We start from the raw sequence: 13,686 nt of genomic DNA, 5'->3' as shown, positions 1-13,686 counted from the left end.
GTTCCTGTCGGCCCCAGGCATCGTGAGACCTTCCGACGTGGACCGCGCGATTCTCGATTCCGCCTGCGCGGTCGCCAGGGCTATCGGGGAGGGGAAGGCCAGCTTCGCCTTGCTCGACGGCCCCGGAGGGCTGCACGTCGCCGGCCGGAGCGAGCTTGAGGAGGCACGCGCCGGGCTCCTGACTCTGTCGGATGCCTTCGTCGCGCAGATCGACCGCGCCTCGGACACCCTGCTGATGCGCGGTCTGCCGGGAGAGCCCGGCTTCTGCGCCTGCGTATCCCTTCGGGCGGCGGATGGCGGCTGGCGCGGCCTCCTTTGCGTTCTCGGCGGCGAGGGCCAACCGGAGCCCGGTGCAGAGGTCTGGGTCCGCCTCGCCGATGCCGCTCGCCTCGCGACGGTCGCCCTGCGTGCCGACGAGGCCGAAGACAAGCTCGCGGCCAGCGAAACCCGCAACGCCCATGCCCAGGCGGCCCGCCGCATCGCGGAGCAGACCGCGTCGTTCGGGTATTGGCGCCTCGACGTCGCGGCGCGGGCCCTGTCGTGGTCGGCGGGCATCGCAACGATCTTCGGCCGCAACGCGATCCTCGATCTGGTTCCGCTCGAAACCCATTGCGGTTTCTACCATCCGGAGGATCGCGACGAGGTCCGCCGCCGGATCGAGCGCGCCGTCAACGGGCGCGGGGTCCTGGCCCGCGGCGGTTACGAACACCGCTCGCGCATCGTCCGCCCCAACGGGGAGATCCGCCACGTCAGCGTGCGGGGCATCGACGAACGCGATCCGGCGGGACGGCTCGTCGCGATCCACGGCATCTGCCTCGACGTCACCGAGCAGACCCGCCTGGCCGAGGCAGCCGCTGCGGCGGATGCGGCCCTGCGCGCCCTCCTGGACCAGGGAGGCGCTGTCTCCGGTCCGGTGGATACGCGCCAGAGCGAGAGCCGCTACCGGCTCATCGCCGAGCACGCGAGCGACATCATCGTCTTCAGCGACCTCGACACGACCCGCCGCTACGTCTCGCACGCGGTGACGCCGATCCTCGGTTACGATCCGGCGGAACTGGTCGGCACCGCCCCGCGCGACTTCATCCATGCCGACGACATGCCCGCCTTCTCGCGTGCCCTCGATGCGCTGCTGAGCAGGCGCGAGGACAGCGCGCTCACCGTGCTGCGCTACAGACACCGGGACGGGCATTGGGTCTGGCTCGAATTGGCCTTCTCGCTGGTCCATGACGGCGGCGGGGTCCCGAACGGCTTCGTCTCGATCCTGCGGGACGTCTCCGCGCGGGTGGCGGCGGAGGAGGTGGCCCGGTCCGGCCAGGCGCAGAACTGGGCCGAGGCCGAGGAGCGCCTGAGGGCGATGCAGGCGCGGTCCGATTTCACGTCGGCCGCGAGCGCCGCAATCCTCGCCCAATTGGCCGAAGGGGTGATCGTCACCGATGCGGCCGGGCGGATCACTCTGGTCAACGTCGCGGCGGCCGCGATCCACGGGGTCTCGCGGCTCGATGTCGAGCCCGACGCCTATAGCGACACCTACCATCTGTTCACCGAGGAGGGGGAGCCTTACCCGCCTCATGATCTGCCGCTCGCCCGTGCGGTCAGGGGCGAGACGGTGCGCGAGGCCCGCTGGCGCATCCGGCGGCCGGATGGGGCCGAGGTGATCGCGGTCGGCAACGCGCAGCCCCTGCGCGGCCAGGATGGCGGCCAGATCGGCGCGGTCTTGACCGTTCGCGACGACACCGCCCGCATCGCCGCCGAGGAAGGCTTGCGCACACTCAACGGCACCCTCGCCCAAAGGGTCGCGGAGCGCACTCGCGAGGCCGAGGCGGCGCGTGAACTCGCCGAGGCCGGAAGCCGCGCCAAATCGGAATTCCTGGCCTCCATGAGTCACGAGATCCGCACGCCGCTCAACGGCATCATCGGCTATGCCGATCTGCTGCTGGAGGATGGCGGCGTCACCGGGCGCGTCCGCCAGTACGGGGAACGGATCCGCTCGGCGGGCGCGGCCCTGCTCACTGTCGTCAACGACGTGCTCGATGTGTCGAAGATCGAGGCGGGGCAGGTCCAGATCGCGGCGCGCCCCTTCGCCCTTTCCCTCCTCGTCGACAACACCCTGTCGATCGTGCGCGGCTTCGCACAGACCAAGGGCCTCGCCCTGGGCGTAGCCTTCGATCCCGCCATTCCGGCATGGGTCCAGGGCGATGAGGACCGGCTGCGGCAGGTGCTGCTCAACCTTCTCAACAACGCCATCAAGTTTACGCCCGCCGGCCGGGTCGACCTCGCCATCTCGCTTTCGGGCGCATGCGACGACACCGTCGATCTCGAATTCCGCGTGAGCGACACCGGCATCGGCATCCCCGCAGACAAGCAGGACCGGCTGTTCCGCCGCTTCAGCCAGGTCGACGGCTCCTATCGCCGCGCCCATGACGGCGCCGGTCTCGGCTTGTCCATCTGCAAGAGCCTCGTGGAACTGATGGGAGGCGCGATCCGCGTCGAGAGCGCCGAGGGCAGGGGGGCTTCGTTCTCGTTCACCATCAGCCTGCCGCGGGCCGAGGCGCCGGTTCAGGCCCAGCACGCCGTGGGTGAAAGCCGGACGCGCATCTCGCGCCGCCTGTTGCTGGCCGAGGATGTGCCCCTGAACCAGGATCTCGCCCGCGCGATCCTCGAATCCGAGGGGCATGCGGTCGACGTAGTACCGGATGGCGCGGCGGCGGTCCGGGCGGTGGAGACGAACCTCTACGATGTCGTGCTGATGGACGTGCAGATGCCGGTGATGGACGGCGTCAGCGCGACCCGTGCGATCCGCGCCCTCGACGGCCCCAAGGCCCGCATCCCGATCATCGCGTTGACTGCCAACGTGCTGCCTCAACAGGTCGCGGAGTTCCGCGCGGCCGGGATGGGCGGCCATGTGGGAAAGCCCTTTGCCCGCGCCGAGCTCCTCGACGCGATCGACCGCTGCCTGTCGGCCGAGTCGGCCGACGCTTCTTTTCGGCCCGTTCCGGAATCCGCGGCTCTCGACGCCATCGCGAGCACCATCGGGCAGGAGCGCGTCCAGAGCCTGCTCCAGGCCCTCGCCGCCGAACTCGACGCCCGGTTCGGCCGGGAATCCGGGCCATGGCTCCGCGAGAGCCTCGCTCAGGATGCGCACTCGATGATCGCCGCCTCCGCCATGCTCGGCTTCGCGGATCTCGCCAGCCTATGCCGGGAGGTCGAGGCGGCCTGCCGCGACGGACTCGACTACGAGACGGCTCTGACCGACCTCAGGCGCTACAGCGCGGCGGTCGTCACCGAGATCGGCCTCATGCGCGCGGCGTGAGGCAGGGACTCGCCTTGCGCCGCACCGATGATTAGTGCGGAACGGGGCTGAGGGGAGGAGCGGGTGGGACGCGGCACCGACGGCGAGGGCGGACAGCATCCCCCGGCCACGGCCAAGCAGCGGATCCACGGCTCTGTGGCGCGCACCCTCGGCATCGCGATCCTCGCCGGGCGCCACGCGCCGGGGGAGGTGCTGCCGGGCGAGATCGAGTTCTCCGAGCAACTCGGCATCTCGCGCACTGCCTATCGCGAGGCCATGCGCATCCTGAGCGCCAAGGGGCTCGTGGAGAGCAAGCCCAAGACCGGCACGCGGGTGAGCGCCCGCAGCCGGTGGAACCTTCTCGATCCCGATATCCTGGCCTGGACCTTCGAATCCGAGCCGAGCGAAGCCTTCATCCGCGACCTGTTCGAACTGCGCCAGATCGTGGAGCCCGCCGCCGCCGCGCTCGCCGCCGAGCGCCGCTCGGAGGCGGACCTCGCGCGGATGGAGCGGGCGCTCGATGCCATGGCCCATCACGGCCTCACCACGCCCGAGGGCCGCGCGGCCGACAGGGCCTTCCACCACGCCGTCCTTGAGGCGACGCGCAACGCGCCGCTCCTGTCCCTGTCGAGCTCCATCGCGGCGGCGATCAGCTGGACGACACTCTACAAGCAGCGCCTGCGGGCCCTGCCGCGCAACCCCGTGCCGGACCACCGCGCCCTCTACGAGGCGATCCGCGCCGGGGACCCGGCCCTGGCACGGGAGGCGATGTCCGAGCTGATCCGCCTCGCCCTTGCCGACACCGAGATGTCGATGAAGGCGTGAGGGGGCGCGGGTCGGACCTGCAGACCTTTCCCGTCATTGCGAGCGGAGCGAAGCAATCCAGGGCTGCGGGCCGCTTCCGAACGAGGCGTGTCCCTGGATTGCTTCGCTGACGCTCGCAAAGACGACGGAGAGGGAAGCGTCCCTCAGTGGTTGTCGCGCGGCAGGCCCTTGGTCTGGGCGATGCGTTGGAACGCCTCCGCGCCCTCAAGGATGGCGCCGGTGTGCAGCTGGCCGACCACGGCCCGCTGCATCGCCTGCCAAGGAGTCTGCGAGGCGGGATAGGCGTAGCCGCCCGCCGCCTCCAGCGCCCGGCGGCGCTCTGCGATCTCCTCCTCCGGGATCAGCATGTCGGCGGTGCCCCGGCCGAGGTCGATCCGAACCCGGTCGCCCGTGCGCAGCAGCGCGAGGCCGCCGCCTGCCGCTGCCTCGGGGGAGGCATTGAGGATCGAGGGCGAGGCCGAGGTGCCCGATTGCCGCCCGTCGCCGAGACAGGGCAGGGCGAAGACGCCCGCTTTGATGAGATGCGCGGGCGGGCGCATGTTCACCACCTCTGCGGCGCCGGGATAGCCCACCGGCCCCGCGCCCCGCATCACGAGGAGTGTATCCGGCGTGATGTCCAGCGACGGGTCGTCGATGCGGTGGTGATAATCCTCCGGCCCGTCGAACACCACGACGCGGCCCTCGAAGGCCTCGGGGTCGTCCGGGTTCGAGAGGTAGCGGGCGCGGAAGTCCTCCCCGATCACGCTGGTCTTCATGATGGCCGCGTCGAACAGGTTGCCCTTCAGCACGAGGAAGCCCGCCGCCGCCTTGAGCGGCGTGTCGAAGGGGCGGATCACGTCCTCGTCCTCGATCGTCGCACCGCGGCAATTCTCGCCGATGCTGTGCCCGTTGACGGTCAGGGCGCCCTCGCGGATCAGCCCCTTGTCCATCAACTGCGCCACCACCGCCGGAAGACTGCCGGCGCGGTAGTAATCCTCCGCGAGGTAAGCGCCGGCCGGCTGCAGGTTCACGAGGAGCGGCACGTCGAGCCCGTAGGTCTGCCAGTCGGTCACATCGAGTTCGGCCCCGACATGCCGCGCGATGGCCGCGAGGTGGATCGGCGCGTTGGTCGAGCCGCCGATCGCCGAGTTCACCACGATGGCGTTGAGGAAGGCGTCGCGGGTGAGGATGTCGGAGGGTTTCAGATCCTCCGCGACCATCTCCACGATGCGCTTGCCGGTGCGGTAGGCGGCCTCCTGCCGATCGCGGTAGGGGGCGGGGATGGCGGCGGTGCCGGGCAGCATCATGCCCAGCGCCTCGGCCAAAGTGTTCATGGTCGTGGCCGTGCCCATCGTGTTGCAGAACCCGGTGGAGGGCGCCGACGAGGTCACGAGCTTGATGAAGCCGTCATGATCGATCTCGCCCGCCGCGAGCATTTCGCGGGCGCGCCAGACGATGGTGCCCGAACCCGTGCGCTGGCCCTTGTACCAGCCGTTCAGCATCGGCCCGACCGAGAGGGCGATGGCCGGGATGTTCACCGTCGCCGCCGCCATGAGGCAGGCCGGAGTGGTCTTGTCACAACCGGTGGTGAGAACCACGCCGTCGAGCGGGTAGCCGTGCAGCAATTCCACGAGGCCGAGATAGGCGAGGTTGCGATCGAGACCGGCAGTCGGGCGTTTGCCGGTCTCCTGGATCGGATGCACCGGGAATTCCAGCACGATGCCCCCCGCCTCGCGGATGCCCTCACGGATGCGCTCGGCCAGGACGAGGTGGTGGCGGTTGCACGGCGACAGGTCGGAGCCCGTCTGCGCGATGCCGATGATCGGCTTGCCGGAGCGCAGCTCTTCCAGGCTCAGGCCGAAATTCAGGTACCGCTCCAGGTAGAGCGCCGTCATGTCGATATTGTCGGGATTGTCGAACCACGCGCTGGAGCGGAGCGTGCGGGGGGCGTCGGTCATCGGGCGGTCCGATCCGGGCTTGAGGGGGACGGGAAGCGGTAGGTGATCACGTTGCGGACCATGCCGCCGGGATCGAGCCGGGCCGAGCCAAAGGCGGGCTGGTTCGGCGTATCGGGGAACAGCTCCGGCTCCAGGGCGAAGGCGTCCGACTGGCGGTAGGCCAGGCCGGATTTCCCCACCGTCGTCGCGTCGAGCATGTTGCCCGTATAGAATTGGACCCCCGGCGCCGTGCTCGCCACTTCGAGCACGCGGCCCGAGGCGGGGTCCGTGACGCGGGCGGCAAGACGCGGCTCGTCCGAGGGCGCGTCGCCAAGCACGTAATTGTGGTCGTAGCCGTGTCCGCGCAGCAATTGCACCGCGCGCCCATCGCGGATGCGGGCCCCGATCCGCTCTTCGTCACGGAAATCGAACGGCGTGCCCGCGACCGGCGCGATCTCCCCCGTGGGGATCTGGGTCTCGTCAACCGGCGTGTAGCGATCCGCCGGGATCATGATCCGGTGGTCGAGGATCGAACGGCCGGAGCCTTCGCCCGCAAGGTTGAAATAGCTGTGGTTCGTCAGATTCACGAGGGTCGGCCGGTCGGTCGTAGCCCGGTACTCGATCCGCAGGGTATCCGCTGCCGAGAGCGTGTAGGTGACGGTGGCGGTCAGGGTGCCGGGAAAGCCCTCCTCGCCGTCCGGGCTCACGTAGCGGAGGGTGACGGAGGGCGTCGCGCCGCCCTCGACGGCCTCGATGCTCCAGAGTCGCCGGTCGAACCCCTCCTTGCCGCCATGCAGCATGTTCGGCCCGTCGTTACGGGCCAGGGTGTAATCGCGCCCGTCGAGGGTGAAGCGACCGCCCCGAATGCGGTTGGCGTAGCGGCCGACGCTCGCGCCGAAATAGTTCGACTTGCCGAGATAGGAGGCGAGATCGGCATAGCCGAGCACGACGTCGGCGTGACGCCCATCGCGATCCGGCACATCGAGGCTGCGCAACGCCGCGCCCCAGGCAATGATCCGCGCGGTGAGCGTGCCGTTGGTGAGGGTGACCTCCTCGACCACCCTCCCATCGGGCAGGGTGCCGAAGGGAGCGCGTGTCGCCTCGCCCGCCGCCGCCGCGGCCGGGAGGGCGCAAGCCCCCAGGATCGCCGCTGTCCAATCCCGCATGCCGAGCCCTCATCCGGCGCCGTCATCGGCGACGGCCTGCCCGGACCGGCTCGTTCTATACTCAGACAAATAGGCTGACAATCATCCGGCACCCGGAGCCGTTTCCGGCCTGATTGCATCAGGCCAGCGGCTCTAACTCTCTGTTTTGACGGGCATTCTTACGACGAACCAGTATCTCCTTCGTCGGAATGCGCTCCAGACGAAAGCCGTAGCCCGAACACGAAAAAGGGCACGGGGATGAACCCCGTGCCCCAGTTGCGACCGCCCCGAAGGATCGGGGCGGCGCTTGGATCTGTAATCTTAGTAGGTGCCGAACTTGTAGTTCACGCCGGCGCGGATGACGGCGAATTCCGTGCTGTTGCGCACACCGGCCGGGCCCTGCACCAGGGTCACGCCCGCCTGACCGACCTGAACCAGCTGGCCCAGGTTGTTGGTGGCGAACGCACCGGCGGTGCGGCGGTTCTGGTCGAGGTTCACGTACAGGCCTTCCACCTTCACCGTCACGGCGGAGGAGCGGAAGAAGTTCAGGAACGAGTCGGTCGGGAGAGCGTACTCGATACCGCCGCCGACAGCGTAGCCGGTCTGGAAGTCGTTCTGGCCGACGCCGGTGCCGAACTGACGACCACCGCCCGAGCCGTAGGCGAAACCGCCGGTGGCGTAGAACAGGGTGCGGTCGAAGGCGTAGCCGAGGCGACCACGGACGGTGCCGAAGTAGTCGAGGCCCGACAGGCCGTTCGGGTTGAAGATGAGGGTGCCGGGGACGATGGCGCCGCCCGGAACGGTGGCGGCAGCGAAGCGGTTCCGCTGGCGACCGAAGTCGGCGTACTGGGCGTCAGCTTCGATACCGACGACGACACCCGAGCCCGGGGTGAACTGGTAGTTGTAGCCGATCTGACCACCGCCGACGAAGCCTTCGTTGCCGGAGGTGTTCGAGAAGGCGAGGACGCCCGGCTGCAGCACGTTGCCGGTCGCGAAGATGCGGTTGGCCGGCGAGACGCCGATGATGGTCGGGGCCGAGTTGTTGGAGGCGTCGAAGCCGTAACCGGCGTTGAAACCGGCGTAGAAGCCCGTCCAGGTGAAGACCGGAACCGGGGTGAACACCGGCGGCGGAGCGCGGCGCGGCAGGTCGGCGGCGGAAGCAGCGGCGGTGAGCGCCGTGAACATCGCCAGCGAGGTAACGAGCTTCTTCATAACTGTGGATTCCCCAGAGGTCTGTCCCGATCGGGATGACTTCTAGCGGAAGTCGCCTCTGAAGACTGTGTCGGCGGGGATACACCGGCGGCCGAACTGCGGCGAGATGGTGGCCAAAGGGAAGAGGGCCAAGCCGGTGCCGGGGGCGAAACCCGTTTTTCCACAACAGGATGTCTGCGCTCGCAATCATGGCGCGAAATGGAAGTCGCCCCGCCCGCTGCCCCTTTTAAGGCGCTTCGTCCAGGCTTCCGGGTGGAGAAAGAGGCCGGATTCTCACCTGCGTGAAGGGCCGGACGAGCACCCGGCGGCCCCCGCCGTCATGGACATCGACGATCCAGCGGGTCCAGTCGGAATCGCCCGATTCCATTAAGGCGAGGGCCACCCGGTCGGCATGGGCGCGCACCTGCGCCAAGGTTGGCAGGCGCCGTCCGCGCAGGTCGAAGGCTGCCTCCCCACCGGGGCCGACGCAGTGGAACCTGTAAAGCCGCGTCGGCACGCGTGTTTTTCCCCACGATCCACAGAGGTCCACCGCGATTCCGGCGATCGCCCGCCGACGGCTTGAACCGAATCGGCCGACAGGCTTTGTTCGCTATATGTTCTAGTGGAGGTTGAGCGGGATGCGAGGGCTGTCGAGCGAATCGCCTGCGCCGGTCTGGACGCCTACCGAGGCGGAGACCATCGCGCTCGCCTATTACCGGGCTCATGCCCGCGACGGCTGGGCCGCCCTGGTCCATGCCATCGAGGATGCGCTGACCGATCTGCACGCCGCCGATGCCGCGATTCGCGAGCGCGGGCGGCAGATCTCCTGCGGTTACGTCCGGGGTAAGCCGAAGGACTGAGCGGGTCGCAAAAGAGCGTCGCAGCTTGCCGCATCTTTGGTCGGACGTCGCCCCTTATTTAGGCGCGGCTCATCTTGCTGGGCACAGTAACCGCGCGCACTCTGACAGCAGATCGCCCGATGCTGAACATGCGCCGATGGATCTTAGCCTGGGTGAAAGCCTGGCGCTGACCGATCTTTGCCTTCGGCGATCGACCGGGAGGTATGGGATGAACGAGAGCGTGCTGATCTCTCCGTCCGAACTCGAGGCGATGATGGCCACGGGCGGCGTCGTGCCCATCGATACGCGGGCACCGGCCGCCTACGCGGCGGGGCACATTGCGGGCGCGGTCAACATCCATGACATCTTTACCTACCTCGCCACCACGACGCCGGAGGGCGTGGTGGCGATGAAGGACAAGTTCGCCGAAACCTTCGGCGCGGCGGGTCTCGGCGGCGAAGAGACCGCCGTGATCTACGAAGCCTCAATGGATACGGGCTTCGGCCAGTCCTGCCGGGGTTGGACGCTGCTGACCTATCTCGGCTACCCCAAGGTCAAGATCCTTCATGGCGGCTTCTCGGCCTGGACGGCGGAGGGCAAGCCGGTAACGGATGAGGCGACCGCGCCGAGCCCCAGGACCTTCCCGGTCGATCCCGCGGCGGCATCGCTGTTCGTGGACCTCGAGGACATGAAGGGGGCCGTGGCGGATCCGGCCGTCGTGAAGCTCGATACCCGCGACGTGGACGAGTGGGTCGGCACGTCCTCCTCGCCCTACGGTAAGGATTTCTGTCCCCGGAAGGGCCGCATCCCCGGCGCTCGCTGGATCGAGTGGTACCGGATGATGAAGCCGACGCCCGCCGGCAAGATGCTGAAAGCGAAAGAGGAAATCCTCGCCGAATGCGCCACGGTCGGCATCGATGCGGACACGCCCGTGGTGCTCTACTGCTTCAAGGGCGCGCGAGCCTCGAACACGCTGGTGGCCCTGAAGGAAGCGGGCATCAAGGACGTGAAGCTTTATTTCGGCTCGTGGAACGAGTGGTCCCGCGACCCCGGCCTGCCGATCGAGGAGGGCTTTCCGGGGGCGAAGGCGCCACCGCTGCCGATGGCGGCCGAATAGGCGTTCGCCTCATTCGCCCTGTTCGAACACGGTGAGTTGCCCGCCTGTGGCGGTGTAATCCGCCAGCGAAGCGTAGCCGCCGACCGCGCCCGATCCATCGGCGGGGTCGGTGAGGCCGGCGGCGAGGCCGATCCCGGCCCACCCGCCCACGCCGGAGAGCACCGCCACGTATTGCCGTCCGCCGAACGTATAGGTGGTGACATTGCCGACGATCCCCGAGGGCGTCTTGAAGCGGTAGAGTTCGCGCCCGTCGCGCGCATCCACGGCCTTCAGGTAGCCTTCGAGCGTGCCGTAGAAGACCACGCCCCCCGCTGTCGCCAGAGCCCCGGACCAGACCGAGAAGGGCTCTGGTTTCGACCAGAGGATCCGGCCCTTCGCCGCGTCCCAGGCCAGGAAGGCGCCGGTATGGCTCTCGCCCTCCGGCGGATGGAGGGTCAGGGTCGCCCCGACATAGGGCTGGCCGGGCACGTAGTTCACGCGGAACGGCTCGTAATCCATGCACATGTGGTTGGTCGGCACGTAGAACAGGCCGGTCTGCGGCGAGTAGGCCGCGGGTTGCTGGTTCTTGGTGCCTAGCGCCCCGGGGCAGATGCCGGTCGTCGTCTCCTCCTCGCCCTTCTCCTCGGGGGCGAAGCGTGGGTCGAGCACCGGCCGCCCGTAGCCGGGCTTCCCGGCATCCTGCTCGATCCGGGACGCCCAGTTGACGGTCGGGTCGAACTTCTCCGCGACGAGCAGCGCCCCCGTGGCCCGGTCGAGGGTGTAGCCGAAGCCGTTGCGGTCGAAATGCGTCAGCACCTTGCGGCGCTCCCCGCCGATCGTCTGCTCGGTGAGGATCATCTCGTTGACGCCGTCGAAGTCCCACTGGTCGTGGGGCGTCATCTGGTAGACCCAGCGCGCCACCCCCGTGTCGGCGTCGCGGGCGATGATCGCCTCGGCCCATCTGTTGTCGCCGGGGCGCTGGGCCGGGTTCCAGGTCGAGGGGTTGCTCGTCCCGTAATAGACGAGGTTCAGGGCCAAATCGTAGGAGAACCAGCCCCAGGCGCAGCCGCCGCCGGTCATCCATTGGTCGCCCTCCCATGTCTTCAGGGAGGAATCCTTGCCGACCGGCCTGCCGAGCGAGGTGGTCGTCTCGGGATCGAACAGGATGTCGGAATCCGGCCCCACGGCATAGGCCCGCCAGCGCCTCTGGCCGGTTGCCTGATCGTAGGCGGTGACGGGGCAGCGGGCGCCGTACTCGCCACCGGAAAGGCCGACGATCAGCTCGTCCTTCACCGGCAGGACGGTGGCGGTGTTGGTCTCGCCCCGGCCGGGATCGCCGTTCTTGACGGACCACAGCACCTTGCCCGTCGCCGGATCGAGGGCGACCAGCGTCGTATCCGCCTGCTGCAGGAACAGCCGACCGTTCGCATAGGCGAGGCCGCGATGGACCGTGTCGCAGCACATCACCGCGATGACGCTCGGATCCTGGCGCGGGGCGTAGCGCCAGAGGATCTTGCCCTCATGGGCGAGGTCCAGGGCGTAGACGGTGTTCGGGAACGGCGTGTGCACGAACATCACTGAGCCGACCACGATCGGCGCGCCCTCGTGGCCGCGCAGCACCCCCGTCGAGAAGGTCCAGGCCACCTTGAGGCGAGACACGTTGCCCACGTCGATCTGGGCGAGCGGCGAGTAGCGGGTATTGGCCGCGTCGATCGTCTGGAGCACCGGCTCGTCGGCCTGCGCCACGGTCGCGAAGCCCAGAAACGCCAGGACGGCGAGGAGGCGCGGGAGGGACATGGGCACGGCTTCGGTTCGCGAGGCGGGGCGGGTTCCATGGCGCCGCCCTTCGGCGAAACCGTGACGGCGCAACCCTGTGCGGCCCCGCCGCCCGCCCCAGGTTTCTCCCTGCGAAGCCGACGAGGACACGAGATGCGCCCTTTCACCCTCGCCTGGGATGCGGACCGGCTCGCATGGCTGCGCGACCGCTTCGCCGCGTACCGGATGCCCCGCCTGCCCAAGGGCGCCGGCTGGCGCTATGGCTGCGACCCGGATTATCTCGCGGGCCTCGTTGCGTACTGGCGCGAGGGGTTCGACGTCGAGGCTGCCGCAGCCGAACTGAACCGCTTCCCGCACGTCATGGCGCGGATCGAGGATCTCGACATTCATGTCGTCCACGTCGTGGGCGAGGCGCAGGGTAGGCGTCCGCTGCTGCTCACCCATGGCTGGCCGGGCTCGGTCTACGAGTTCTGGGACGTCATCGCGCCGCTGGCCTTCCCCTCGCGCCACGGGGGGCGGGCGGAGGACGCGTTCGACGTCGTGGTGCCCGCGCTGCCGGGCTTCGGCTTCTCGGGCAAGCCGAAGGCCCCCATCGGCCCGCGCACGACCGCGCGGCTGTTCGACAAGCTGATGCGCGAGGAACTGGGCTATCCGCGCTATCACGCGCAGGGCGGTGATTGGGGCGCGGGCGTCACCGCGTGGCTCGCCCTCGACCATGCCGCGAGCGTGAACGCGATCCACCTCAACTATCTGCTGGTCCAGCCCGATGCCGAAGCGTCGACCGAGACGGAAAAGGCGTGGCGCAAGGCCGCCATGGACGCTCAGGGCCGGCTCGGTGCCTATGCGGATCTGCAGGGCACGAAGCCGCTCTCGCTGAATTACGCCATGGCCGACGAGCCGGTGGCGCAGCTCGCATGGCTGGTGGAGCGCTTCCACGATTGGGCCGACCTGCGCGAGCGGTCCTTCGAGGAGGTGTTCTCTAAGGACCGGCTCCTCACCAATGCCCTGTTCTACTTGGCGACCGACGCCTTCGGGACAGCCACTTGGTATTATGCCGGGGCACGGGAGGAGGGCGCGAGGCGGATGCCCTCCGGCACCCGCGTGACGGTGCCGACCGCCTTCGCCGCCTATCCCGACCCTCGCACCGTCGCGCCGCCACGCGAGTGGGTTGAGCGCGGCTATACCGTGACCCGCTGGCGGGACATGCCGCGCGGCGGGCATTTCGCTGCGTTGGAAGTCCCCGACCTGTTCGTCACGGACCTCCGGGACTGGGCGCGGGGTTAGGCGTCGAGCAGCCCGGCGAGCTTCATCGCCACGCCCTGCGAGCCCTGGACCTTCAGGCGCCCGGTGGAGAAGGCCATCATCGGGCTCAGCTTGCCGTTGATCAGCTTCAGCAGGTTGTCGGAGCGAGTTTCATCACCGTATCGGCCTCGGCCCCCTCGGCAGTGGAGACGGCGACGCTGCTGCCTGTCGCATCCACGAGGATGCTGCCGCCATCGGTCAGGTCGAACCGCACCTTGTAGCCGAGGGTGCTCAGCGCGTCCGAGCGCTCCTCGATCGCCTCGACCAGGGTTCCGACATCCGCCATTCGTTTTACTCCGCCTTCGTG

General features: G+C 68.8%; 12 protein-coding genes. 5 read left to right on the top strand and 7 right to left on the bottom strand.

From position 1 onward, the window contains the following. Nucleotides 1-37 precede the first annotated feature (37 nt). Entirely contained in the window at nt 38-3,310 is a 3,273-nt protein-coding gene (locus ACFQE0_RS04435) for a PAS domain-containing hybrid sensor histidine kinase/response regulator (RefSeq protein WP_378967453.1), read from the top strand. Nucleotides 3,311-3,373: 63 nt separating this feature from the next. Then, nucleotides 3,374-4,114: a FadR/GntR family transcriptional regulator gene (locus ACFQE0_RS04430; protein ID WP_378967451.1), complete on the top strand. Its 741-nt coding sequence runs from the start codon at nt 3,374-3,376 to the stop codon at nt 4,112-4,114. A 143-nt stretch (nt 4,115-4,257) separates the two neighbouring features. On the opposite strand, the gene ACFQE0_RS04425 is transcribed toward ACFQE0_RS04430, so the two are convergent. The 4 genes from ACFQE0_RS04425 to ACFQE0_RS04410 all read right to left on the bottom strand — a co-directional run bounded on the left by ACFQE0_RS04425 (nt 4,258) and on the right by ACFQE0_RS04410 (nt 8,883). Further along, nucleotides 4,258-6,051: an IlvD/Edd family dehydratase gene (locus ACFQE0_RS04425; protein WP_378967449.1), complete on the bottom strand. Its 1,794-nt coding sequence runs from the start codon at nt 6,049-6,051 to the stop codon at nt 4,258-4,260. Then, nucleotides 6,048-7,196: an aldose epimerase family protein gene (locus ACFQE0_RS04420; RefSeq protein WP_378967446.1), complete on the bottom strand. Its 1,149-nt coding sequence runs from the start codon at nt 7,194-7,196 to the stop codon at nt 6,048-6,050. Before ACFQE0_RS04420 ends, ACFQE0_RS04425 begins: the two co-directional genes overlap by 4 nt. A gap of 300 nt (nt 7,197-7,496) precedes the next feature. Next, on the bottom strand, nt 7,497-8,387 hold the full coding sequence (locus tag ACFQE0_RS04415; protein WP_378967444.1) for an outer membrane protein: 891 nt from the start codon (nt 8,385-8,387) through the stop codon (nt 7,497-7,499). Nucleotides 8,388-8,613: 226 nt separating this feature from the next. Then, the gene (locus ACFQE0_RS04410) at nt 8,614-8,883 is read right to left on the bottom strand and encodes a DUF6894 family protein (protein ID WP_378967442.1); all 270 of its coding nucleotides are present in this window, start codon (nt 8,881-8,883) and stop codon (nt 8,614-8,616) included. Nucleotides 8,884-9,004: 121 nt separating this feature from the next. Here ACFQE0_RS04410 and ACFQE0_RS04405 point away from each other — a divergent pair, with 121 nt between their 5' ends. Together ACFQE0_RS04405 and ACFQE0_RS04400 are read left to right on the top strand one after the other, a co-directional pair. Then, nucleotides 9,005-9,226 carry a hypothetical protein gene (locus ACFQE0_RS04405; RefSeq protein ID WP_378967440.1) on the top strand — a complete coding sequence of 74 codons (222 nt, stop codon included), beginning with the start codon at nt 9,005-9,007 and terminating at the stop codon, nt 9,224-9,226. A gap of 208 nt (nt 9,227-9,434) precedes the next feature. Then, nucleotides 9,435-10,322, top strand: a complete 888-nt coding sequence (locus ACFQE0_RS04400; protein ID WP_378967438.1) for a sulfurtransferase — start codon at nt 9,435-9,437, stop codon at nt 10,320-10,322. 9 nt (nt 10,323-10,331) lie between these two features. Here ACFQE0_RS04400 and ACFQE0_RS04395 read toward each other — a convergent pair whose 3' ends face one another. Then, the gene (locus ACFQE0_RS04395) at nt 10,332-12,098 is read right to left on the bottom strand and encodes a methanol/ethanol family PQQ-dependent dehydrogenase (RefSeq protein WP_378967436.1); all 1,767 of its coding nucleotides are present in this window, start codon (nt 12,096-12,098) and stop codon (nt 10,332-10,334) included. Between the two features lie 132 nt (nt 12,099-12,230). Between ACFQE0_RS04395 and ACFQE0_RS04390 the strand changes: the two genes are divergently transcribed. Further along, a complete protein-coding gene (locus tag ACFQE0_RS04390) occupies nt 12,231-13,361 on the top strand; it encodes an epoxide hydrolase family protein (RefSeq protein ID WP_378967433.1) in 1,131 nt (376 codons plus the stop codon). Here ACFQE0_RS04390 and ACFQE0_RS04385 read toward each other — a convergent pair. After that, nucleotides 13,358-13,438 (bottom strand): SCP2 sterol-binding domain-containing protein, encoded by an 81-nt coding sequence (locus ACFQE0_RS04385; protein WP_378975261.1) that lies wholly within the window; start codon nt 13,436-13,438, stop codon nt 13,358-13,360. The two genes, ACFQE0_RS04390 and ACFQE0_RS04385, sit on opposite strands and share 4 nt — an antisense overlap. A 29-nt stretch (nt 13,439-13,467) precedes the next feature. After that, nucleotides 13,468-13,665, bottom strand: coding sequence for a hypothetical protein (locus ACFQE0_RS04380; RefSeq protein WP_378975731.1), 198 nt, complete (start codon nt 13,663-13,665; stop codon nt 13,468-13,470). Nucleotides 13,666-13,686 lie beyond the last annotated feature (21 nt).

The sequence above is a fragment of the Methylobacterium komagatae genome (genome assembly GCF_042661665.1).
GTDB classification, from domain to species: Bacteria; Pseudomonadota; Alphaproteobacteria; order Rhizobiales; family Beijerinckiaceae; genus Methylobacterium; species Methylobacterium komagatae.
The sequence above is the reverse complement of the archived record's forward strand: the minus strand, read 5'-3'. Positions and strand labels throughout refer to the sequence as shown.

Coding starts and splice junctions, on each gene's coding strand:
- ACFQE0_RS04425 (WP_378967449.1), bottom strand. CDS start 6,051: ATGACCGACGCCCCCCGCACGCTCCGCTCCAGCGCGTGGTTCGACAAT.
- ACFQE0_RS04420 (WP_378967446.1), bottom strand. CDS start 7,196: ATGCGGGATTGGACAGCGGCGATCCTGGGGGCTTGCGCCCTCCCGGCC.
- ACFQE0_RS04415 (WP_378967444.1), bottom strand. CDS start 8,387: ATGAAGAAGCTCGTTACCTCGCTGGCGATGTTCACGGCGCTCACCGCC.
- ACFQE0_RS04405 (WP_378967440.1), top strand. CDS start 9,005: ATGCGAGGGCTGTCGAGCGAATCGCCTGCGCCGGTCTGGACGCCTACC.
- ACFQE0_RS04400 (WP_378967438.1), top strand. CDS start 9,435: ATGAACGAGAGCGTGCTGATCTCTCCGTCCGAACTCGAGGCGATGATG.
- ACFQE0_RS04395 (WP_378967436.1), bottom strand. CDS start 12,098: ATGTCCCTCCCGCGCCTCCTCGCCGTCCTGGCGTTTCTGGGCTTCGCG.
- ACFQE0_RS04390 (WP_378967433.1), top strand. CDS start 12,231: ATGCGCCCTTTCACCCTCGCCTGGGATGCGGACCGGCTCGCATGGCTG.
- ACFQE0_RS04385 (WP_378975261.1), bottom strand. CDS start 13,438: ATGGCCTTCTCCACCGGGCGCCTGAAGGTCCAGGGCTCGCAGGGCGTG.
- ACFQE0_RS04380 (WP_378975731.1), bottom strand. CDS start 13,665: ATGGCGGATGTCGGAACCCTGGTCGAGGCGATCGAGGAGCGCTCGGAC.